Annotated in this window: 19 protein-coding genes; 3 read left to right on the forward strand and 16 right to left on the reverse strand. The window is 65.6% G+C overall.

What is annotated here, in order from left to right; all coding sequences use genetic code 11:
• Positions 1-113 precede the first annotated feature (113 nt).
• Complete coding sequence (locus tag AB4Y36_RS00110; RefSeq protein ID WP_368682056.1) at positions 114-863, forward strand: electron transfer flavoprotein subunit beta/FixA family protein; 750 nt, start codon at positions 114-116, stop codon at positions 861-863.
• Positions 864-886: 23 nt separating this feature from the next.
• Positions 887-1,822 carry an electron transfer flavoprotein subunit alpha/FixB family protein gene (locus AB4Y36_RS00115; RefSeq protein WP_368682277.1) on the forward strand — a complete coding sequence of 312 codons (936 nt, stop codon included), beginning with the start codon at positions 887-889 and terminating at the stop codon, positions 1,820-1,822.
• A 104-nt stretch (positions 1,823-1,926) separates the two neighbouring features.
• Here AB4Y36_RS00115 and AB4Y36_RS00120 read toward each other — a convergent pair whose 3' ends face one another.
• The 13 genes from AB4Y36_RS00120 to AB4Y36_RS00180 all read right to left on the reverse strand — a co-directional run bounded on the left by AB4Y36_RS00120 (position 1,927) and on the right by AB4Y36_RS00180 (position 15,864).
• Positions 1,927-2,730, reverse strand: coding sequence for a CoA ester lyase (locus AB4Y36_RS00120; protein WP_368682057.1), 804 nt, complete (start codon positions 2,728-2,730; stop codon positions 1,927-1,929).
• Positions 2,727-4,106, reverse strand: coding sequence for an MmgE/PrpD family protein (locus AB4Y36_RS00125; RefSeq protein ID WP_368682058.1), 1,380 nt, complete (start codon positions 4,104-4,106; stop codon positions 2,727-2,729). Before AB4Y36_RS00125 ends, AB4Y36_RS00120 begins: the two co-directional genes overlap by 4 nt.
• Positions 4,107-4,151: 45 nt before the next feature.
• The gene (locus AB4Y36_RS00130) at positions 4,152-5,330 is read right to left on the reverse strand and encodes a CaiB/BaiF CoA transferase family protein (RefSeq protein ID WP_368682059.1); all 1,179 of its coding nucleotides are present in this window, start codon (positions 5,328-5,330) and stop codon (positions 4,152-4,154) included.
• A 15-nt stretch (positions 5,331-5,345) separates the two neighbouring features.
• The gene (locus tag AB4Y36_RS00135) at positions 5,346-6,509 is read right to left on the reverse strand and encodes an acyl-CoA dehydrogenase family protein (RefSeq protein ID WP_368682060.1); all 1,164 of its coding nucleotides are present in this window, start codon (positions 6,507-6,509) and stop codon (positions 5,346-5,348) included.
• 37 nt (positions 6,510-6,546) lie between these two features.
• Positions 6,547-7,392: a MaoC family dehydratase N-terminal domain-containing protein gene (locus tag AB4Y36_RS00140; protein WP_368682061.1), complete on the reverse strand. Its 846-nt coding sequence runs from the start codon at positions 7,390-7,392 to the stop codon at positions 6,547-6,549.
• Positions 7,393-7,550: 158 nt separating this feature from the next.
• Positions 7,551-8,339 (reverse strand): citryl-CoA lyase, encoded by a 789-nt coding sequence (locus AB4Y36_RS00145; RefSeq protein ID WP_133183498.1) that lies wholly within the window; start codon positions 8,337-8,339, stop codon positions 7,551-7,553.
• A gap of 33 nt (positions 8,340-8,372) precedes the next feature.
• Entirely contained in the window at positions 8,373-9,242 is an 870-nt protein-coding gene (locus AB4Y36_RS00150; RefSeq protein WP_069262468.1) for a MaoC/PaaZ C-terminal domain-containing protein, read from the reverse strand.
• A 21-nt stretch (positions 9,243-9,263) separates the two neighbouring features.
• The gene (locus tag AB4Y36_RS00155) at positions 9,264-10,055 is read right to left on the reverse strand and encodes an enoyl-CoA hydratase/isomerase family protein (protein WP_368682062.1); all 792 of its coding nucleotides are present in this window, start codon (positions 10,053-10,055) and stop codon (positions 9,264-9,266) included.
• On the reverse strand, positions 10,052-11,188 hold the full coding sequence (locus AB4Y36_RS00160) for a biotin/lipoate A/B protein ligase family protein (RefSeq protein WP_368682063.1): 1,137 nt from the start codon (positions 11,186-11,188) through the stop codon (positions 10,052-10,054). Before AB4Y36_RS00160 ends, AB4Y36_RS00155 begins: the two co-directional genes overlap by 4 nt.
• A complete protein-coding gene (locus tag AB4Y36_RS00165; protein WP_368682064.1) occupies positions 11,185-12,360 on the reverse strand; it encodes a phenylacetate--CoA ligase family protein in 1,176 nt (391 codons plus the stop codon). Before AB4Y36_RS00165 ends, AB4Y36_RS00160 begins: the two co-directional genes overlap by 4 nt.
• Positions 12,361-12,407: 47 nt before the next feature.
• Positions 12,408-13,607, reverse strand: coding sequence for an acetyl-CoA C-acetyltransferase (locus AB4Y36_RS00170; RefSeq protein ID WP_368682065.1), 1,200 nt, complete (start codon positions 13,605-13,607; stop codon positions 12,408-12,410).
• 59 nt (positions 13,608-13,666) lie between these two features.
• Complete coding sequence (locus tag AB4Y36_RS00175; protein WP_368682066.1) at positions 13,667-14,959, reverse strand: acetyl-CoA hydrolase/transferase family protein; 1,293 nt, start codon at positions 14,957-14,959, stop codon at positions 13,667-13,669.
• Positions 14,959-15,864, reverse strand: a complete 906-nt coding sequence (locus AB4Y36_RS00180) for an SDR family NAD(P)-dependent oxidoreductase (RefSeq protein WP_368682278.1) — start codon at positions 15,862-15,864, stop codon at positions 14,959-14,961. The genes AB4Y36_RS00175 and AB4Y36_RS00180 overlap by 1 nt, the downstream gene beginning before the upstream one ends.
• Before the next feature lie 293 nt (positions 15,865-16,157).
• Between AB4Y36_RS00180 and AB4Y36_RS00185 the strand changes: the two genes are divergently transcribed.
• Positions 16,158-17,060: a LysR substrate-binding domain-containing protein gene (locus AB4Y36_RS00185; RefSeq protein ID WP_342945534.1), complete on the forward strand. Its 903-nt coding sequence runs from the start codon at positions 16,158-16,160 to the stop codon at positions 17,058-17,060.
• A 41-nt stretch (positions 17,061-17,101) separates the two neighbouring features.
• Here AB4Y36_RS00185 and AB4Y36_RS00190 read toward each other — a convergent pair whose 3' ends face one another.
• From AB4Y36_RS00190 to AB4Y36_RS00200, 3 genes are all read right to left on the reverse strand, one after another.
• Complete coding sequence (locus AB4Y36_RS00190; protein ID WP_368682067.1) at positions 17,102-18,259, reverse strand: acyl-CoA dehydrogenase family protein; 1,158 nt, start codon at positions 18,257-18,259, stop codon at positions 17,102-17,104.
• A gap of 69 nt (positions 18,260-18,328) precedes the next feature.
• A complete protein-coding gene (locus AB4Y36_RS00195) occupies positions 18,329-19,861 on the reverse strand; it encodes a class I adenylate-forming enzyme family protein (RefSeq protein WP_368682068.1) in 1,533 nt (510 codons plus the stop codon).
• A 269-nt stretch (positions 19,862-20,130) separates the two neighbouring features.
• Positions 20,131-21,504 carry an MFS transporter gene (locus tag AB4Y36_RS00200; RefSeq protein WP_368682069.1) on the reverse strand — a complete coding sequence of 458 codons (1,374 nt, stop codon included), beginning with the start codon at positions 21,502-21,504 and terminating at the stop codon, positions 20,131-20,133.
• Between the last annotated feature and the right edge of the window lie 33 nt (positions 21,505-21,537).

Raw genomic sequence — 21,537 nt, forward strand, 5'->3', positions numbered from 1 at the left:
TGCGCGGTGCCGCTTTAGCGTGCTCGAAGCACGCCTTCCGCAAAGCTGAATTCCGCGCAGCTCACGCGTCTGTCACAGTGACGAAAGCATTGCCCCTATCGAGGAGAGAGAGCTTGAAAATTCTGGTGCCCGTCAAGCGCGTGGTCGATTACAACGTGAAGGTCCGAGTGAAGTCGGACGGCACGGGGGTGGATATCGCCAATGTGAAATTTTCGATGAACCCGTTCGATGAAATTGCCGTTGAAGAAGCGGTGCGTCTGAAGGAAGCCGGCGTGGCGACCGAGGTCATTGCCGTTTCGTGCGGTGTTTCGCAGGCCCAGGAAACGCTGCGCACGGCCCTCGCTATCGGCGCGGATCGTGCCGCGCTGGTGGAGTCGAACGACGATCTGCAGCCGCTCGCCGTGGCGAAGCTTTTGAAAGCGCTCGTCGAGAAGGAACAGCCGTCGCTGATCATCCTCGGTAAGCAAGCCATTGATGACGATTCGAATCAGACCGGGCAGATGCTCGCTGCGCTGGCAAACTTGCCGCAAGCGACGTTCGCCTCGAAGGTGGTCGTGGCTGACGGCAACGCGACCGTGTCGCGCGAAGTGGACGGTGGCGCGGAAACGCTGTCGCTCAAGCTGCCCGCGGTCGTCACCACGGACCTGCGCTTGAACGAACCGCGCTACGTCACGCTGCCGAACATCATGAAGGCGAAGAAGAAGCCTTTGGAGACGCTCAAGCCTGAAGACCTGGGTGTCGACGTCGCGCCGCGTCTGAAGACGCTGAAGGTTGCCGAGCCGCCGAAGCGTTCGGCAGGCTTGAAGGTGCCCGACGTTGCGGCGCTGATCGAGAAGCTGAGAACCGAAGCCAAGGTGCTGTAAGGGGAGCGAAACAAATGACGAATCTGGTGAATCTGGCAATAGCCGAACACGACAATCAGTCGATCAAGGCTGCAACGCTGAACACGGTCGCCGCAGCACAGAAAATTGGCGGCGACGTGCACGTGCTGGTCGCGGGCCACAATGCGCAAGCCGCAGCGGATGCCGCCGCGAAGATCGCAGGCGTCGCAAAGGTGCTGCTTGCCGACGCGCCCCAACTCGAACAAGGTCTCGCGGAAAACGTCGAAGCGACGATCCTTGGCATTGCAAAGAACTACACGCACATCCTGGCTCCGGCAACGGCAGCGGGCAAGAGCGTCACGCCGCGTGTCGCCGCGAAGCTCGACGTCGCCCAGATCAGCGACATCATCGTGGTGCACAGCGCCGACACGTTCGAGCGTCCGGTCTACGCGGGCAATGCCATCGCGACGGTGCAGTCGGTCGATCCGATCAAGGTCATCACGGTCCGTTCGACGACGTTCGATGCAGTCGCTGCCGTTGGCGGCAACGCAGCGATCGAAAAGATCGAAGCCGCAGCCGACAGCGGACTTTCACAATTCGTGAGCCGCGAAGTGACCAAGCTCGACCGTCCGGAACTCACGAGCGCGAAGATCATCGTCTCGGGCGGCCGCGGTCTCGGCAGCGGCGAGAACTACACGAAGGTTCTCGAACCGCTCGCGGACAAGCTCAACGCCGCACTCGGCGCATCGCGCGCGGCGGTGGATGCTGGCTACGTGCCGAACGACTACCAGGTCGGTCAAACCGGCAAGATCGTCGCGCCGCAGCTGTACGTGGCCGTCGGCATCTCGGGTGCGATCCAGCATCTGGCCGGCATGAAGGACTCGAAGGTCATCGTCGCGATCAACAAGGACGAAGAAGCGCCGATTTTCAGCGTGGCCGACTACGGCCTCGTGGGCGACCTGTTCACGGCCGTACCGGAACTCGCTCGGGCAATCGGCTAATACCGCCGCCAGGCTGGCAGCAAAAAACGGAAGGCGCCTTTGTGAAAACAAGGCGCCTTCTTTATCGACTTCATCGCAGCAACTTCTACGACGACGGCAAGCGTTCAAGCACCCAGAATCCGCCGCGCCTTGAGGATCACCGGCATGTCGACCATCTTGCCTTCGAGCGCCACCGCCGCCCCGCCGCTCGCCTGCACCGCATCGAGCACGCGCTGCGCCCATGCGCGCTCCGCCTCGCTCCATGCGTACGCGCGATGCACAGGCTCGATCTGCTTCGGATGAATGCAAAGCTTGCCGCCGTAGCCGAATCGCCGTCCACGCCGTGCTTCACGCTCGAGAAGACCGGCATCGTCGAATACGGTCGAAACACCGTCCACGGGCGCCGCAATGCCCGCAAGGCGCGAGGCCAGCACGATCTGCGAACGGAACGCGTCGAGTTCCTCGCCGTCGCCGTCGATACCCATATCCACCTGAACGTCGAGCGTGCCGAACGCGACGCGCAGCACGCCTTGTGCGCGACACACTGCGTCCAGGCCCGCAATGCCGCGCGCCGTTTCCACGATCGGCAACAGGTGTAGCGCGCCGTGCGCGCCTGAGCGCACCGCCGCGACCTGCTCCGCGCTTTCCGCCTTCGGCAACATGATGCCCGCCACGCCCGCATGTCCCGCGAGGGCGGCGACATCATCGGCGAACCAGGGCGTGTCGGTGCCGTTCACGCGCACCCACACGGGGCGCACGGGGTCCAGCGACACAAGCACGGCGTCGCGCGCCGCGCCCTTCTGGTCCGGCGCAACCGCATCTTCCAGATCGAAGATCACGGCATCCGCCCCTGCGCCACGCGCCTTCTCGAAGCGCTCGGGCCGGTTGCCCGGTACGAAGAGATACGAGCGGGAAAGCACGGCGCTCATACACCCATCCTCTCGCCGAACAGCGCGCCCACGCGCTGCGCCTCGGCAATGCCCCATGCCGCGTCGAGCAGACGCTGCGCATCGCTTTCGCTCGCTGCGCCCGAAAATGCCGCGAGCCGCACGAACTTCGCGCCGATCTCCTCGCGCGAGAGCGTATTGCCCGGATCGCCCTTCGGCTCGTCCACGCGGCCCTGCAACGTCCGGCCGTCGCGCGTCGTCACGCTCACCTTGCCGATCCAGCGGGCGGGATATGCGCGATCCACTTCCTCGTCCAGCGCCATCGTCACGCGTTCGCGAAACGCGGCGATATCGTCCGCCGAGGAGTCGCGCTCGAACTCGTTCACGCCTGCATAGCCGCGATAGGCGACCAGTCCGAGCACCGTCCCCATGTTGAATTTCGCCTGGTGAACGGTGCTCGGCACGACCACGCTGCCGAGCACGTCGATGGCGCCTTGATGCACATGCGCTGTCACGCCCGCGATATCGTCGGGATTCAGACCGTGCGCTTCGATCACGGAAAGCAGCGCGTCAGCGGCCGGATGTGTGTGACGGCACGCCGCGTGATACTTGAACGACGTTTCGACCGTGGCCCAACGCTCGCCCAGGCGATCGACCAGCTTCGCGGGATCGGCGTCGCTCGACATACCCGCCGCCATGCCCTGTGCACCTTCGAGAATGCGCTGCGCGCCGCGAAACCCGTCCGCCGCGAGCTGGGCGGCCATCAGGCCATTCGCAGCCGCCATGGCCGTGTGCAACTGCTTCGAGTCGGCCGCGTCGCGCAGGAACTCCCACAAGCCGCTCGCCTGCGTGCCCGCCGATCCGAATGCGTCGAGCAGCTGCTCAGGTGTGAGCTTGAGCAGACGGCCCGCGGCGGCGGCAGCCGCGATCGTGCCCACGGTGCCAGTCGTGTGAAATATCTTGTAGTGCGAACGTCCCATGAATTCGCCGACGCGGATGCCCACCTCGTAACCCGCCACCGAGGCTGCGATGAACTCGTGTCCCGAGGCGCCCAGTGCCTGCGCGAGTGCCAGCGTCACCGGAAACACGACAGTAGCCGGATGCAGCACCGAGCCGTTGTGCACGTCGTCCTGCTCGACGAAATGCGAAGCGGCGCCGTTGGTCATCGCGGCGAAATACGCCGTGGTGCGAGTGCGGTCGATGATGATGTCGCACGGCCCCTGCGCGTCGGTGCCACCGCGCGCGGCACGTGCAAAGCGCGCAATCGTTTCGACCGGACGCGCGCCCTTTCCGCCCAGCGCGGAGCCGAGCCAGTCCACGTAAAGATTGACGGCGCGCTCGACCACGTGAGTCGGAATCGCGTCGAAGCGCAGTTGCGAGGCGAAGGCCGCGAGCGCGCGGCTGGGATGATCTGTCATGGCAGCGTAGTTCAGTGGAGTCGGTTTGCGAAGCGCGAGACGCGATCAGATGGCTCCGGCTTCGCGCAGCGCGCCGATGCGCGCCGCGTCATAGCCAAGCTCACGCAGGATTGATTCGGTATGCTGACCGAGCGCGGGCACCGCATCCATGCGGGCGTCGAATGCGCAAGGCACGCCCGGCGGCAACAGCGCCGGAACGGTCCCCGCCGAGGTCTGCACCTCGCGCCAGCGCTCGCGTGCCTGCAGTTGCGGGTGCGCCCAAACATCGGCCATCGTGTTCATCTGGGCGTTGGCAATGCCGGCGCGGTCGAGCCGTTCAATGACCTGCGCGGCGGTCAGCTTCGAAAACGCATCGACGATCAGCTCGCGCAGTTCCGCACGGCGCGCGGAACGCTGGGAGTTCGCGGCAAAGCGCTCATCGGTGGCGAGTTCCGGCTGCAGCAGCACGTGCTCGCAAAAGAGCTTCCATTCGCGATCGTTCTGCAGGCCGAGCATCACCGACTTGCCGTCGCCGGCGGGAAACGGCCCATAAGGATAGATCGTCGCGTGCGAAGCGCCTGCGAGTGGCGGAGGCCTTTGCCCGTCGATCGCGTAGTAGAGCGGATAGCCCATCCACTCCACCATGCTCTCCAGCATCGAAACGTCGATGCGGCAGCCGCGCCCGGTACGACCGCGCATCAGCAACGCACTGAGGATGTTCGAGTAGGCATACATGCCTGCGGCGATATCGGCGATCGAGCAGCCTGCCTTCGCGGGCTCGCCGGGCGACCCCGTGATGGAGAGGAAGCCCGATTCGCTCTGGATCAGCAGGTCGTAGGCCTTGCGCTCGCGATAAGGGCCGTCGTCGCCGTAACCGGAGATGTCGCACACGATCAGCTTCGGGTAACGCTCGCTGAGCGCTTCGTAGCTCAGCCCAAGTCGCGCGGCGGCGCCCGGGGCGAGATTCTGCACGAGCACGTCGGCGTCGGCGAGCAGCGCGTCGAGGATCGGCGCGGCCTCTTTGTGCTTGACGTCGAGCGAGAGGCTTTCCTTCGAGCGGTTCGTCCACACGAAGTGCGATGCGAGTCCATGCACGCGCTCGTCATAGCCGCGCGCGAAGTCCCCGACGCCAGGCCGCTCGATCTTGATCACGCGCGCGCCGAGATCGGCAAGCTGGCGCGTGCAGAAAGGCGCAGCGATCGCGTGTTCGAGCGTGACGACCTTGATACCGTCGAGTGGTCTCATGGCGCGCGCCTCCGGTCAGAACGAACGCGGCAGGCCGAGCACATGCTCCGCCACGTACGAAAGGATCAGGTTGGTCGAGATCGGCGCGACCTGGTAGAGGCGCGTCTCGCGGAATTTGCGCTCCACATCGTACTCGCAGGCGAAGCCAAAACCGCCGTGGAACTGCAGGCATGCATTCGCGGCTTCCCACGAAGCGTCGGCGGCGAGCAGCTTCGCCATATTGGCCTGCGCGCCGCAGGCCTCGTGCGCGTCGAAGCGGCGCGCGGCCTCGAAGCGCATCAGGCTCGCGGCTTCGACGTTGACGAACGCGCGCGCGATGGGAAACTGCACGCCCTGGTTCTGTCCGATCGGCCGCCCGAACACGATGCGCTCCCTGGCATAGGCGCTCACCTTGTCGATGAACCAGTAGCCGTCGCCGATACACTCGGCCGCGATCAGCGTGCGCTCGGCGTTCAGGCCGTCGAGGATGTACTTGAAGCCCATTCCCTCCTCGCCGATCAGGTTTTCCGCCGGAATTTCGAGGTTATCGAAGAAGAGTTCGTTGGTCTCGTGATTGACCATGTTGAGAATCGGCTGCACGGTGAGGCCGTTGCCGATCGCCTCGCGCAGGTCCACCACGAAAACCGACATGCCTTCGGACTTCTTCTTCACGTCGGCAAGCGGCGTGGTGCGCGCAAGCAGGATCATGAGGTCCGAATGCTGCACGCGCGAAATCCACACCTTTTGCCCGTTGATCACGTAGCGGTCGCCCTTGCGTACCGCCGTCGTCTTGATCTTCGTGGTATCGGTGCCCGTCGTGGGCTCAGTCACGCCCATCGATTGCAGGCGCAGTTCGCCGCTCGCGACTTTCGGCAGGTACTTGCGCTTTTGCTCGGCCGAGCCGTGGCGCAGCAGCGTGCCCATGTTGTACATCTGGCCGTGACAGACACCCGAGTTGCCGCCCGAGCGGTTGATCTCTTCCATGATGACCGAAGCTTCGGTCAGGCCCAGACCCGATCCGCCGTACTCCTGAGGAATCAGCGCAGCGAGCCAGCCCGCTTTCGTGAGTGCGTCGACGAATGCCTCGGGATAGCCTCGCGCCTCGTCGATCTTGCGGAAGTATTCACCGGAGAACTGCTGGCACAGATCGCGCACGGCTTCGCGGATGTCCTGAAACGAATCTTGTTGCGTGGTTTGCATGATCGATATGAATTCGCTATGTAGTTCGTGTTGCCGTTCAGGCCAGCGTGGCGGTGGCCTGCATCGTCAGATAGCCGTCGTGGTCCTTCGCCCAGAGTTCGACCGAGCGCGCGTCGTCCGCGAGCTTGCCGCACAGCGTGAACGCGTGGCCTGCGAACGTGGGCCGTACCGCGCGAAACGCAAACGTTGCGATGGTGGCGTCGGGCCGCTCGCGGTGCACGAGGTCGAGCAGCAGCGTGGCGATGAGCGGGCCGTGCACGACGAGGCCCGGATAGCCCTCTTCCTGCGTGACGTACGGGAAGTCGTAGTGAATGCGATGACCGTTGAAGGTCAGCGCGGAATAGCGGAACAGCATGAGCGCACTGGCGGTGAGCGTTCGCGACCATGTCTCGCCTTCGGGTGTCACTACCGGCTTGGGCGCGCTCGCGCCGGGTTGCGGCGCGTCGCGATAAACGATGTCGTGCTCTTCCTCGATGCACAGCGCCCCGCCGCTCTCGTAGCGATGCTGCACGGTCACGAACACGAGACGGCCGCTACGGCCGGTCTTATCCTCGATGTTCGCGATGGTAGAGGTGCGCGCGGCCTCGCTGCCCGCGCGCAGCGGCGCGTGAAAGGTAAGGCGTCCGCCCGCCCACATGCGGCGCGGCAGTTCGACCGGCGGCAGAAAGCCACCGCGTTTCGGGTGGCCATCGGGACCCGCTTGCGCGAGCGGCGAGACGGGCAGAAAATAGAGCCAGTGCCACAGCGGCGGCACGGCGCTATCGGGGGCTTCGCGATCGAGCGTGGCCGCGAGGGCGCGCAGCGGAAACGCGGTGATATCGTCGGTGAGCGTTTCGGTCTTGTCGAGCCACGCACTGAGCGTTGGCGTTTGCGATTCCGGCATGGCGTTTCTCCGATTCGAGACTGTTGGCCATACTATGAACGGCTCACATCGTTTCGCGAAGTTGCCTTTGCCGAATCGGCCCTTTCGCTTTCGTTAATCCCCCGACCATCGCGGCCCGATACTTGCACGCGGCTTTCAACCACGGCCGCGCGCAGGCCTCACGCTTCGCCGCGCAGATGGGCGGAGGCTTCGTCTTCCACGCGCTGCCACAACTCGAACGACATGGGGCGCTCGCCTTCTTCGAGCAGATGACCCACGAGGCCAATGGCGCGCGCCATCACACCGAAGCCGCGCACGATACGCCACGGGAAGCCGAATTCGCAGCAAATCGCGCCGATCGCACCCGTCGCATTGATCGGCAGTGCTTTGCCCGACGCACGCTCGGCCTCCGCGCCAATGAGTTGCATGAGCGTCACATAGCGCCCCGACATGCCGTTTTGCGCGGCCAGTTCAAAAAGGCGCGGCGTGCGGGGATCGATGGGCTTGTGCAGCGGATGGCCGAGCCCCGGAATCGGCGTACCGCGCGCGCGCCATGCGGCGACGGTATCGACTGCGAGTTTCTCCAGGTCGTCGCACTGGCCGTCATAAGGCAGCGTTTCGGATAGCATGCGGCACGCGCCTTCCATGCTGCCGACGAACACCGAGCCGAGGCCGCATAGCCCCGCGGCGACAGCCGCCTGCAGCGACTCGGGCGCGCCCGCATAGGTCATGCGCGCGGCGATGGCGCTTGGCGTCATGCCGTGCTCGACGAGCGTGATGACGATGGCGTTGAACATCGCGGACTGCTGCGGCGTGGCCGCCTTGCCCGTGAGTTGCAGAAACGCGAAGTCGCCGAGATTCATGTGGCCGAGCACTTCGTCGGGCAGACTCTTGCCTCGCACGACGATACGATCGGGCGTGCTGTACGCGATATCGGAGCGCACGAGCGGTTTCGGTTGACGGGCCATAGTCCTGATTTCCTTCGTTATACAGAATAGCGCTCAGCGCAACTGCGCGCGCCCATGGTTGAGCACGAGCACGTCGCGTTCCAGCACGCGCGCGCGAAAACTCACTTCGTCGCCATCTCGCCACATCTCGGTGCGGATCGTCTCGCCCGGATACACAGGTGCCGTAAAGCGTGCGTGAAACGCCACGAGGCGTTGCGGGTCGCTCGCGCACATCGTCTTGAGCACGGCATGCGCGGCCACGCCCCACGTGGCGAGCCCGTGCAGGATAGGCCGTTCGAAACCCGCCGCGCGTGCGACCTGCGGGTCGGCATGCAACGCGTTGTCGTCACCGCACAGGCGATAAATCAGCGCCGTTTCCGGGCGCGTCGGCAGATCGCAATGATGATCGGGCGCGCGCTCGGGCATCGGCGGCGGCGGCGCGGGCGCTTCGTCGCTCAAACCGTTGTCCGCGCTGAAGCCGCCGTCCCCACGGCAGAACGTGAGCTGCGTGACGGTGGCATACAGGTCGCCGCTTGCCTTGTCGGTAATGCTACGCTGGATTTCGAGCAGCGCGCCCTTGCCTGCGCCTTTATCGACCACCCGCGTGATACGCGAGCGGCCGATCACCGTTGCGGCCGGCGGCAGCGGCTTGTGCATCACGAGGCTCTGCTCGCCGTGCAATAGCCGCACCCAGTCGATGCCCGAGCGCGGGTCGCGCGCCCAGAAGCCGGGAAAGCCGAGCACGACGGCAAGCGTCGGCGGCACGCGCAACTCTTTTTCGTAGACGAATGCCAGGTCGTCCGGATCGACGGGATTGGCGCCGTATCCCACAGCGAGGCTGTAGAGCATGGCGTCGCGCGCGGTATAGGTTTGCTCGACGTCCTTGAACGGCCAGTTGCGCAGGGTGTGATAGTCGATCGTCATGGCGGTGCGTGGGATGAAAGATCAGGCCTCGGCGGCGGGCCACTTGAAGAGCGGGTCGGCCTTCTCGCGAAAGCGCTTCACGGCTTCGCGATGGAATTCGGTCGTGAACGCAATGCCCTGCGCCGCCGACTCGATTTCGAGCATCGCGCGCAGGTCGCTGCCAAGCGACTGATTCAACGCGCGCTTGGCCAGACCGAACGCAATGGGCGACGCCGTCGCGAGACTGGCCGCGACCTGCGTAGCGCGTGCATGGAGCTGTTCGGGCTCGACGACTTCGAGCACCGCGCCGATCTCTTTCGCTTCTGCGGCGCGTACCTCGCGCGCCGTAAAGACGAGATCCTTCGCGCGCGCGAGTCCCACCACGCGCGGCAGCGTATAGAACGCCCCGCAATCGGGCACGAGACCGACTTTCATGAAAGGCATGCAAAAGCGCGCCCGCGTGCTGGCAATCACGAAATCGGCGGCGAGTGCGAAGCTGAAGCCCGCGCCGTAGCACACGCCATCCACGGCCGCGATCACCGGGCGGTCGAGGTCGATCAGCATGCTCACCCAGCCATGCAGGTCGTCGATCCGGTCGCGTCCCGTTTCGGCGCTCGTCACGTTCATGCCGCGCACGTCGCCGCCCGAGCAGAAGTCATCGCCCGCGCCGCGCAAAATGACCGCACGCACGCCGCGGTTGGCACGTATGCGCTGCACGGCATCGAGCAATTCCACGCGCATCTCACCGCTGAGGGCGTTCTTCGCTTCCGGACGATTGAACGTGAGCGTCGCGACGCCCGCGTCCTGTTCGACCAGCAAGGTTTTTTCGCTCATGCGCTCACCCCTACGCTTGCGAGTTCAGCGAGCGCCTTGTCGAGCGCCGTGATGAGATGCACCGGCTCGACGCCTGCGAACTCCACGTCGGGACGCGCGAGAAATGCCTCGATATGCGCCGCGCAGGCTTCTCGCGTGGCGGCAAGTCCGGTGAAGCCGTCTTCGAGCCAGGCGACCGAAGCCAGCGGACGCGGGTGCCAGTCGCCGTTGACGATCGCCTTGACCACCGTGCCGTCACGCACGAGCAGACTCAGCCAGATCAGCCCGGCCGGCGCCTTTTCGCGTCCGCGCACGATACGGTCTCCCAGCGCGCTGATTGGACTGTAACGCGCGGCCTCGCTCTTCTCATGGAACCAGCTCTCTTCGTGCAACTCGCGCTCGTATTGCTGGGCAAAAACGAGTTCTTCACTGCCGAGCGCGCCAGATACGAGCGCCACTTCCCCGAACGTGCGGCGAACGCAGGCCGTGACCCACGCGGTCAACTCATCGGCGCTCACCTCGCGGCCGAGTTCCTGCTCCAGAAACGTGTAGCGCGACCCGAGATCCTTGTGCTTCTTGTCCTTCACCTTCTCTGGCGCCATGGGCATGGCGCGCGCCGCGATTGCCGTGTCGATCGCCTTCACGTTCAGCAAAATGCGGAACGTCAGCACGCCGCCTTCGATCTTCAGCGATGTGGCCACGAGCTTGCGTCCGTCGATCTCGACGTCGTTCAGCGGCCGATAAGCGGCTTGCAGGCCGAACACATCGCGTAGCGCTTCGGCGACGTGGCCCAGTATCGTCTGAAACGCTTGCGCCGCCGTTTGGGGCACGCCGGGCAGACCGATGGGCAGATAGAACGCGAGAAATGCCGAGCCGCGCCCCGCGTAAATCGCGCCGCCGCCGCTCACGCGCCGCCGCGCGAGCACGTTGTTGTCGCGGCAGAACGGCAGATCGAGCACCTGGTTCGGATCTTCGTTCACGCCTACGGTGATGCTGTCTTCGTTGAAGACGTTCAGATAGACCGTGGGCGGTACGAGATTCTCGGCCACGGCGCGCTCGACGGCCGGCGACACCGAAATGGAAAAGTCCGCGTAGCTGTGGCCGCCTACGACGAGTCGCCACGGGGTTGGGGTGTGCGTTGCGCTTGCATTCATGTCGTCTCTCTCCGTTGATCTTCTACGAGTGCCGCGCCTTCGAGCTTCGCGACCGTCTCGATGACGTCCGCGTGTATGAGCGTCTGGCGCTTGAAGCGCTCGGCTATGGCCTCGATCGCACCGCCCTGCACCGTCCCTTCCACCTGCAGCGTCAGATGGTCGCCACCATGAGTCTTAGTGCCGACCACGAGCCGATAGGCGCCCGTCGCGCCCTCCAGGCCCAGCGGCACCGTCTTCAATTCGGATGGGTAGACCTTCACGCCCTTGATCTTCACCATCGAATCTGCGCGGCCGAACACCACGCGCGGCAGCGACACCGTGCGCCCATGCACGGGCGCAGTGCGCTCGAGCATGGTGAGGTCGCCAGTGCGATAGCGCACGAGCGGTTGCAGTTCCTTGTTCAGATGCGTGAGCACGAGTTCGCCACGTTCGCCCTCGGCAACCGGATTGCCGGTGTCCGGGTCGATGACTTCGGCGTACAGCAGTTCGTCGAACACATGCACCCCCGTACCACCGGGGAATGTCCGCGCCACCGGCAGGCATTCGGAAAGCGAGTAACTGTCGATCAACAACGTGCCCGGCATCGCTTCGCGCACGCGGGCGTACAGCGCGGCATTGCCCGTGAACGCTTCGCCACCCGCGAAGAACACGCGCGGCACGGGGCACCCCGCTTCGATGAGCTTGAGCGCATGCGACGGGTTGCCGGCCAGCACCGTCACGCCGCATTGCTGCGCGACACGTGCCGCGCGCTCGGTCTCGCCCGGGCCATGCGGAATGCACGCCACGCCGCGCGCTTCCATCTGGGTCTGATAGAAAAGCCCCGCAACGAAGAGGTGATAGCCGAACGTCACCATGCACACGTCGCCGGGACCGATGCCGCACGCGTCGAGATGCTGCCCACACGCGGCTTCGATGGCACGCAGATCGGCCGCGCTCTGCAGGATCGGCACCAGCGTTGCGCCCATCGGTGTGAGGTGAACGCGCACCGGCGGAACGGCCGGCGCAAACGCGCCGTAGCCGGGGCAATGCATCTCGGCCACCAGTTCGGCGCGCGTCATGAGCGGCACGCGCTCGGCGAACTCCGCCGCGCTCGCAACGCTGCCCGGAAGACGTCCCGCATAGAACGGATGCGTTTGCAGCCGGGCGAGCTGCGCGTTGAGTGCATCGAGCATCGTCTCCTCCTTGTTATGTTCCGTAGGGATGCGAAGAGCGTTCGTACTCAAGCCGCCCGCTCGAAAATCGCCGCGATGCCCTGGCCGCCGCCTACGCACATGGTTTCGAGGCCATAGCGGCCCTTGCGGCGCTGCAGTTCGTAAAGCAAGGTCGTGAGCATACGTACGCCGGTCGCGCCGATCGGATGACCGAGCGAAATGCCCGAGCCGTTCACGTTCAGCCGCGCTTCGTCGTGCCAGCCCCAGCCCTTGAGCACCGCGAGCACCTGACACGCGAAGGCCTCGTTCAGTTCGACGAGATCGAGTTGATCGAAGGTGAGCCCGGTCTTGTGCAGCAGCTTTTGCACGGCCGGCACCGGGCCGATGCCCATCGTCGCGGGCTCGCATCCCGAAGCTGCCCAGCCCGTGAGGTAACCAAGCGGCGTGAGGCCCAGTTTGTCGAGTTGGTCTTCGGCGACGATCAGGCACGCAGCCGCGGCGTCGTTCTGCTGGCTCGCGTTGCCCGCCGTCACCGTGCCGCCTTTCATGAGCGGCTTGAGCTTCGCGAGCGACGCCTCGCTTGCGTCGGCGCGCACGCCTTCGTCGCGTGCGAACAGCACCGGGTCGCCCTTGCGTTGCGGCACCGAAACCGCCACCACCTCGTCGGCGAAACGGCCCGACTCCCATGCCGCCGCGGCGCGCTGGTGGCTGCGCACGGCGTACGCGTCCGCTTCCTCGCGCGTGATGCCGTATTCCTTCGCGAGGTTTTCAGCCGTTTCGATCATCCCGGAGATGTAGCCGAAGCGCGCTTCGGGCTGCGAGCGTTCGCGGCCACGCTCGAGACGATCGTGCATCTTCACCGAGCCTGCGCGAGCGCCCCAACGCATGTCGGTCGTGTAGTACTCGATATTGCTCATGCTTTCCACGCCGCCGGCCACGACCACGTCCGCCGCGCCGCTCTGCACCATCATCGCGGCGGTCACGACCGCCTGCAGCCCGCCGCCGCAACGGCGATCGAGCTGCATGCCGGGCACCTGCACGGGCAGCCCCGCTTCGAGCGCGGCCCAGCGGCCGATGCAAGGCGTTTCGCTGTTCGCATACGATTGCGCGAAGACCACGTCCTCGATGCGTGCCGGGTCCAAGCGGCTGCGCGCGATGGTTTCGCGCAGCACCGTGGCCGCGAGCGTTTCGACGGAAACAGGGCGCAGGCTGCCGCCGAACGTGCCGACCGGCGTGCGTACGGGTGCGACTATCGCTGCTCTTCTCATTTCGGATTCCTTTGCATGGTGTCTGGTTGTTGTTCGCCGCGTCGTGTGCCTGCGTACCGTCAAACCGCTATCGCATCCCGCCGCGCATGGTGTTGCGCGGCCAGCTGTTCGCGCCAGTCTGGCGGCGCGATGGCGAGCATGCGCTCAGCGCGCTGTGCGAGCGTAAGCCCTCGCAGGTCCGCCACGCCGTGCTCGGTGACGATCACCGCTGCGTCGCTGCGCGGCGTGCTGACCGGCCCCGAAAGACGCGCGACGATGCGACTGCCATGCCGCGTGCTGGCTGCGAGCGCGACGATCGCGACGCCTCCGTGCGAGCGCGCCGCGCCGCGCATGAAATCGAGCGCCCCGCCCACGGCGCCCACATAGCGACCGCCGGCAGCTTCCGCATTGACCTGCCCCGTCAAATCGACTTCGAGCGCCGAGTTGATCGCCACGAACCGGTCGAGGCTGCCGAGCACGTCGATGTCGTGCGTATAGGCCGTGGCGCGAAACTGAATCTGCGCATTGCGGTGCGCATGCGCGTAGACCTTGCGCGTGCCCATCATCGTGCCGGCCACGCTCACGCCTCGATCGCGCGGCTTGCGGGCATTCGTCACCACCCCCGCTTCGATCAGATCGACCACGGCGTCGCCGATGGTGCCGCTATGCACGCCAAGGTCGCGCCGGTCGCGCAACTGCGCGACGATGGCCTCGGGCAGCGCGCCCAGCCCGAACTGGATTGTCGAGCCGTCTTCGATCAGGGATGCGGCGTGCTGCGCGATGCGCCGCTCGATGTCGCCGGCCTGCGTGGCAGGCGCTTCCAGCGGCGCGCGGTCGGTATGGATCAGCACGTCGAAATCATCGCCGCACAACATGCGCTCGCCGAAGGTCCACGGCGCCACCGCATTTACCTCCGCAATGACCACGCGCGCACTGTCGATCAGCGGCACGAGATACTCATGGGCGATCGAGAGGCTGTAGCGGCCCGCCTCATCGGCGGGGGCAACTTGCAGCAGCAACACGTCGATGCGGTTCGGACCCGTCGTCAGCACGCTGCGAAACTGCGAGTAGTGACACGGCAGGATGTCGAGCACGCCTTCGCGTTCGAGCCGCCGGTTCGTACCCGATGCGCCATAGGCCATGAAGTCCACGCAGTCGGCATACGCGGGCTCGAGCGTGTCGGACCACGACGCGCCCACGAACACGCGAAAGCGCCCGCCTATCGCCTTGCGCTGCGCCATCAGCAGCGCCGTGAGCGTGCACGGCTCCGCACCGCACTGGCCCCATGCGAGCGTGTCGCCCGGGCGCACGTACTGCGCGAAATCGAGCTGCGCGGCGTCGACGATGCGCGCCGCGCGCGGGCCGCGCGTCATCAGACGGGGTCCCAGCTGAAGACATCGGCGGAAACATCGAGCGTATGGAACGACTTGCGCAGCGCCGGCATGGCATGCTCGGCGATCGTCTCCGGCGTCCAGCCTTCGCCGCGATGCACCGAACGCACGGGGCGCGGCTGGCTCATCAGGAAGATTTCGTTGTTGCGGACCGCGAAAATCTGGCCCGTCACGTCGGCGGCCTGTTCGCTCGCGAGGTAGACGGCGAGCGGCGCGATCTTCGCGGGCGTCATCTGCTTGATCCTGGCGACGCGTGCTTCCTGTTCCTGCGAATCGATCTTGATCGAGTTGATCATGCGGCTCCACGCGAACGGCGCGATGCAGTTCGAACGGACACCGAACTTTTCCAGGTCGAGCGCGATGGATTTCGACAGGCCCGCAATGCCGAGCTTCGCGGCGCTATAGTTGGCCTGCGCGAGATTGCCGATCAGCCCGGACGTGGACGTCATATGCACGAACGCCCCACTGCGCTGCTCCTTGAAGTGGTCGGCGGCGGCGCGCGAAACGTAGTAAGAGCCGTAGAGGTGAACCTTGAGCACGGCGTCCCACTCTTCTTCGCTCATCTTGTGGAAAAAGCGGTCGCGCAGGATGCCGGCGTTGTTCACCACGCAATCGATACGGCCGAACACGTCCAGCGCGTTCTGCACGATGCGGGCGGCGCCGGCGGCGTCGGCCACGCTGTCGGTGTTCGCCGTGGCCTGGCCGTCGAACGCCGTGATCTCGTTCACCACGGCTTGCGCGGGGCCGTCGTTATGGCCCTCGCCGGTGAGCGTGGCGCCCACGTCGTTCACCACGACTTTCGCGCCGTGGCGCGCCATCATGAGCGCGATATCGCGGCCAATGCCGCCGCCCGATCCTGTCACCATCACGACCTTGCCGTCCAGCATTCGTTGCGTCGTCATCGTTTTCGCTCCTCCAGCCCGCGTTGCGCCGGGCATTCATTCGATTTGAATCGTGATGCGGCAAGCTGTGCCGTTCGTGTTGCAGCTTGACGCATCGGCCAAAGCGGCACAATTTGGATATGCCGAACGCCTGTTTCGGCCAGGATTAACCCGTACTATCGCTAATGGCGTGCGTTGCGCCGCGGCGCAATAATGGCTGGAGTCTGCTCGCCCCTCATGTTTTTCGCATCCCTCTAACGAACGAGCTGACGGACATTGGAGTCACGGCAAGTCAACCCATGCATTTCGATCTCGTCGACCTGAAGCTCTTCACCCACGTAGCCGAGGCGAGCAGCCTCACGCGCGGCGCGGAACGCGCGCACCTGTCGCTGCCCGCGGCGAGCACGCGTATCAAGAATCTCGAAGAACAGGTGGGCGTGAAGCTCTTGAGCCGCACGAGCCAGGGGGTCACGCTAACGGGCCCCGGCGAGACGCTGCTCGCCCACGCGCGCCGCGTGCTCAAGCAACTCGAGCAACTCACGGGAGACTTGCAGGAATATTCGCAGGGGGTGAAGGGCCATGTGCGCGTGTTTGCGAACACCACGGCGATGAGCGAGTTCCTGCCTGCCGTGCTGCGCACCTACCTGATCAATCATCCCGACGTGTACGTGGACATTCACGAGCGCCTTTCGCCCGATATCGTCCGCGCCGTGCAGGACGGCACGATCGATATCGGCATCGTGGCCGGCAATGTGCGCACCGAGGGACTGCAGGTGCTGCCCTACCGGCGCGACCGGCTCGTGCTCGTCACCGCGCTCAGCCACCCGCTTTCGCAAGCGAGCGAGATGGCGTTTGCCGATACGCTCGACTACGACTTCATCGGGCCGCCCGACGAGAGCGCGATTTTCTCGTTTCTCAAGCGCGCCTCATCGGATCTGCAACGCACGATACGCTGGCGCATCCAGATCGGCAATTTCGAAGCCGCGTGCCGCATGATCGAGGCGAACATCGGCATCGGCGTGCTGCCCGAAGGTACGGCGCGCCGCCACGCGCAAACCATGTCGCTCAAGATCGTACCGCTCACCGACGAGTGGGCCGTGCGCAAACTGCAGATCTGCATGACCGACCGCGATGCGCTGCCGCTGTTCGCGCGCAAGCTCGTCGATCTGCTGGTGGCCGACGGCATCGGCCGCCTCGAATAGCCCCATGACGCGGCGCGCGTGCTGCGCGCCGCCCCTCTCGACTAGCGCCCGCCGGCCGCCCGAATCATATTGCGCGCAATGACGATCTGCTGGATCTGGCTGGTGCCTTCGTAGATGCGGAAGATGCGCACATCGCGGTAGAAACGCTCGATGCCATAGTCGGACATATAGCCCGCGCCGCCGAAAATCTGCACCGCGCGGTCTGCCACCCGCCCGCACATTTCGGATGCGAAGAGCTTCGCGCACGCGGCCTCGGTGCTCACGTTCTGGCCGGCATCGCGGCGGCGCGCCGCGTCGAGCACCATGCAGCGCGCCGCGTAGAGTTCGGTCTGGCTATCGGCGAGCATGGCCTGCACGAGCTGGAACTCGGCGATCTTCTCGCCGAACTGCTCGCGCTCCATCGCGTAGCGCAGCGCGTCGTCGAGCATGCGCTGCGCCACGCCCACGCAGATCGCCGCGATATGAATACGCCCCTTGTCGAGCACCTTCATCGCGGTCTTGAAGCCCACACCTTCTTTGCCGCCGATGATGTTTTTCGCGGGCACCTTCACGTCCTCGAAGATGACGTCGCAGGTATGCGCGCCGCGCTGGCCCATCTTCTTGTCGCGCTTGCCGAAGCTGATGCCGGGCGTTTTTGCGTCGACGATGAACGAGGTGATGCCGCCCGCGCGCGGCTCGTCGGGATTGGTGCGCGCCATCAGCGTAAACATGCCGGCCTGCGGCGCGTTCGTGATGAAGCGCTTGGTGCCGTTCACCACGTAGTGGTCGCCGCGCCGCTCGGCGCGCGTCTTGATGGAGGCGGCGTCCGAGCCCGCGCCCGGCTCCGTGAGCGCGAAGCTCGCGATGATCTCGCCGCTCGCAAGCTTCGGCAGCCATGTTGCCTTTTGCTCGTCGGTGCCGTCGATCACGATGCCCTGCGAGCCGATACCTACCGTCGTGCCGATGATCGAGCGAAACGCGGGCGAAGTCTTGCCGAGTTCGAACATCACGAGCACTTCTTCTTCCATCGTGAGATCGAGCCCGCCGTACTGCTCCGGGATGGTCAGGCCAAAGAGGCCCATGGCCTTCATGTCATCGACGATATCGGCCGGAATTTCATCGGTTTCGGCCACGCGCTCTTCGTTCGGCACGAGACGCTCGCGCACGAAGCGCGCGACGTTGTCGAGCAGAACGTTCATCGTTTCCTGGTCGCGAATCATGGTGTATGCCCTGCAATCGTTGATCGGGCGGCACGACGCCGCCCGTGAGGATGACAAAAACAGGAATGCTCAGTGAGCGCGCACGGCGCGTTTGGCCATTTCGCGCAGTGGCTGCTTTTGCAGCTTGCCGCTGGCCGTGGTCGGAATCATGTCGATGGTCACGATTTCCGAGGGGCGCTTATAGGCCGAGAGCCGCTCGCTCAGATAATGGGCGAGATCGGCCGTGTCGATCGTCGCGCCGTCCTTCGCTTCCACGAACGCCACGACTTCCTCGTTGCCTTCGGCGTCGCGCCGCCCCACCACGGCGCTCTGGCGCACCGCTGCGTAGGTGTTGATGACCGACTCGACTTCGATGGGATACACGTTGAAGCCCGAACGGATGATGAGATCTTTCGAGCGGCCCACGATGAAGAGCGCGCCGTCCGCGTCCAGCCGGCCGAGGTCGCCGGTCTTGAGCCAGCCTTCCGCATCGAGCACTTCGGCGGTCAGGCCCGGCTCGCGGTAGTAACCGTGCATGACGCCGGGACCGCGCACCCACAACTCGCCCGCTTCGCCGCGCGGCACATCGTGACCGTCGGGCCCGACCACGCGCAACTCGGCACCCTCGACGATCTCGCCCGAAGACACGTCCTTGCGCGGACGGTCCATGCGTGTGATGAATAGCGAGCCCGCGTACTCAGTCATGCCGTAGCCGTGATGCAGCGGCATGCCGAAGAGCGCTTCGACCTGCTGCTTGAGCGTGGGATCGAGCGGACCTCCGCCCGTGTACAGGTAGCGCAAACGGGGCGCATGTACCGTGCCGCCGTGCTCGCGCACATAGGCGACGATGCGCGTGAAGAGCGTCGGCACCCCCTGCAGGATGGAGATTTCGGAGGCGGCGAGCGCTTTCACGACCTCCTCGGCCGAAAAGCGCGCGGCCAGATGCAGGCTCGCGCCCGCCTCGAAGGTGGCGAGCAGCAGCGTGGCGAGTCCGAAAATATGCGACATCGGCATGACCGCGTACGCGCAGTCCGCCTGTGTCATGTCGCGCGATGTCGCCGAGACATGCGCGAAATGCAGCAGGCCGCGATGCGTGGCCATCACGCCCTTGGGCTGGCCCGTCGTGCCCGACGTGTAGATGAGCACCGCGACCTCGTGCGCGAGCGCTTCGGCCTCACGCACGGCGTTGAGATCGGGCGCGGCCATCATCAGCGGACCGAGCCCGGCGGGCGCGATCTCGCGCGCGCGATAGCGCACGCCATGACGCAGCGCGTCGGGCGAAGCACCATGCGTAAACAGCATGAGACGCGGCCCGCAATGGGCGCGAATCGTCTCGATCTCTCGTTCCGAGAGCCGCGCATTGACCACGGCCGGCCACGCGCCGATTTCGGATAGCGCGAACAGCAGCGTCACCACGGCCGCGCAGTTTTCGGCCACGACGAGCACGCGGTCACCCACGTCTACGCCCTGCTCGCGCAAAAACCGCTGCGCCTGCCCCACGTCGCTCCAGAGCTGCCCGAAGCTCGTCACCTTTGCTTCTTCGCGTATCGCCACGGCTTCGGGCGACGCCTGCGCCCAATGCCGCGCGATATCGCTGATCTTGCGCGCCGCTCGCCTCACCACTGTCACCTCCCGTCGTTGCTCTTTGACTGCGTACGGCGCGCCGTGGCACGCCGCATCGCGACAGGTATCAGTGTGGTTCAGGCGCGGCCTGCCAACAATTCGTTTTCGATAAAGCCGGCATTCGTCTGCCGAGAAGTCGGAATTCACCCCGATGGCCGGGGCTTCGAGGCGATTATCTTCTCGACCGGGAGCGTGCTCGGCGGGCGCTCAGCCCTCGTGGGTGACGCGTGCGAGGCGCCGGTGCGGCCCTGCGCAGGCGCTGCCGCCAGTCACTCCATCTGCGCCGCCGCACGCTCGCCTCCCATCGTGCCCCTGGAAGCGCTATTCGCCCGATGAATCGCCACGATGCCCGCGAGCGACACACAGGCCGGCACGGCCGCCGCGAGAAAGAGCGCCGACGACGACCACTGCAGGTGCAGGAGCGCGCCGCCCAGCACCGGGCCGACGACCGAGCCGATACGCCCCACGCCGAGGCTCCAGCCGATGCCGGTCGAGCGCAGCGAGGTCGGATAGTAGGTCGCGGCGAGCGCGTTGAGCGCGGGCTGGCCGCCGATGATCGTAAAGCCCGTCACGAAGATCGCCACGAAGATCGCGGCCACGGAGACCATCACAGCGGGATTGCCGATGGCGGCCGTCGAGACGATGGCGATCAGGAACGTCGTGGCGAGCACGCGCGTGAAGCCCGCAAGGTCGATGATGCGCCCGAGCAGCAGCGTGCCGATCACACCGCCGCCCCACAACGCCGTGCCGGCGAACACGGCGGTCCGGGTCGAATAGCCGGCGTCGCGGATCACGGTCGGCAGCCAGTTCGAGAGGAAATACATGGCGAGCAGGTTCGAGAAGTTCACGACCCACAGCAGCACGGTCACCCGCGCGCGCCCTTCCTTGAACAGCTCGACGAACGGCACGCCGCGCGAGCGCGTTTCCACGCTCGTGAACTGCACGCCGGCCGGCAACGCGAGCGCAGGGGCCACGCGGGACAGATTGCGGCGCACGCGCGCCTGCGTGCGCTCACCACGGCCGCGAAACAGGAGGAACTGGATCGACTCGGGCAAGGCGAGCCACATCAGCACGCCGAGCACGAGCGGAATCGCGCCGCCCACGAAGAACACGGCGCGCCACCCGAACGCGGGGATCAGCGCCGCGGTAATCAGGCCACCCACCACGCCGCCCAGCGTGAAGCCGCACGAGACGATCATCATGAGCGTGACGCGCATGCGGCGCGGGCTGTACTCGCCCGCGAGCGCCATCGCGTTCGGCATGATGCAGCCGAGACCCAGCCCCGCGACGAAGCGCCAGGCCACCAGTTGCGCGATCGAATGCGCGAAGCCCGTCGCGACCATGCACGCGGAAAAGAACAGCGTCGCGCCGATCAACACCGGGCGGCGGCCGATCTTGTCGGCGAGCGTGCTGAACGTGAGCGAGCCCACCAGCATGCCAAAGAGGCCCGCACCGAACACCGGCGAGAGCGTCTCCTTCGCGATGCCCCACTCGCGGATCACGACCGGCGCCACGTAGCCCATCGCCTGCACATCGAAGCCGTCCATCACGAGGCACAATGCGCAGAGCGTGACCACGAGGAGCTGATACGGCCCGAACCGGCTTTCGTCGATGATGCCGGTAACCTCCACCGCCTTGTTCATGCAATGTCTCCAATATTGTTTTGTCGTCTCGAT

The organism is Paraburkholderia sp. BR10936 (genome assembly GCF_040965735.1).
GTDB classification, from domain to species: Bacteria; Pseudomonadota; Gammaproteobacteria; order Burkholderiales; family Burkholderiaceae; genus Paraburkholderia; species Paraburkholderia nodosa_A.

Coding starts and splice junctions, on each gene's coding strand:
- AB4Y36_RS00120 (WP_368682057.1), bottom strand. CDS start 2,730: ATGAGCGCCGTGCTTTCCCGCTCGTATCTCTTCGTACCGGGCAACCGG.
- AB4Y36_RS00125 (WP_368682058.1), bottom strand. CDS start 4,106: ATGACAGATCATCCCAGCCGCGCGCTCGCGGCCTTCGCCTCGCAACTG.
- AB4Y36_RS00130 (WP_368682059.1), bottom strand. CDS start 5,330: ATGAGACCACTCGACGGTATCAAGGTCGTCACGCTCGAACACGCGATC.
- AB4Y36_RS00135 (WP_368682060.1), bottom strand. CDS start 6,509: ATGCAAACCACGCAACAAGATTCGTTTCAGGACATCCGCGAAGCCGTG.
- AB4Y36_RS00140 (WP_368682061.1), bottom strand. CDS start 7,392: ATGCCGGAATCGCAAACGCCAACGCTCAGTGCGTGGCTCGACAAGACC.
- AB4Y36_RS00145 (WP_133183498.1), bottom strand. CDS start 8,339: ATGGCCCGTCAACCGAAACCGCTCGTGCGCTCCGATATCGCGTACAGC.
- AB4Y36_RS00150 (WP_069262468.1), bottom strand. CDS start 9,242: ATGACGATCGACTATCACACCCTGCGCAACTGGCCGTTCAAGGACGTC.
- AB4Y36_RS00155 (WP_368682062.1), bottom strand. CDS start 10,055: ATGAGCGAAAAAACCTTGCTGGTCGAACAGGACGCGGGCGTCGCGACG.
- AB4Y36_RS00160 (WP_368682063.1), bottom strand. CDS start 11,188: ATGAATGCAAGCGCAACGCACACCCCAACCCCGTGGCGACTCGTCGTA.
- AB4Y36_RS00165 (WP_368682064.1), bottom strand. CDS start 12,360: ATGCTCGATGCACTCAACGCGCAGCTCGCCCGGCTGCAAACGCATCCG.
- AB4Y36_RS00170 (WP_368682065.1), bottom strand. CDS start 13,607: ATGAGAAGAGCAGCGATAGTCGCACCCGTACGCACGCCGGTCGGCACG.
- AB4Y36_RS00175 (WP_368682066.1), bottom strand. CDS start 14,959: ATGACGCGCGGCCCGCGCGCGGCGCGCATCGTCGACGCCGCGCAGCTC.
- AB4Y36_RS00180 (WP_368682278.1), bottom strand. CDS start 15,864: ATGCTGGACGGCAAGGTCGTGATGGTGACAGGATCGGGCGGCGGCATT.
- AB4Y36_RS00185 (WP_342945534.1), top strand. CDS start 16,158: ATGCATTTCGATCTCGTCGACCTGAAGCTCTTCACCCACGTAGCCGAG.
- AB4Y36_RS00190 (WP_368682067.1), bottom strand. CDS start 18,259: ATGATTCGCGACCAGGAAACGATGAACGTTCTGCTCGACAACGTCGCG.
- AB4Y36_RS00200 (WP_368682069.1), bottom strand. CDS start 21,504: ATGAACAAGGCGGTGGAGGTTACCGGCATCATCGACGAAAGCCGGTTC.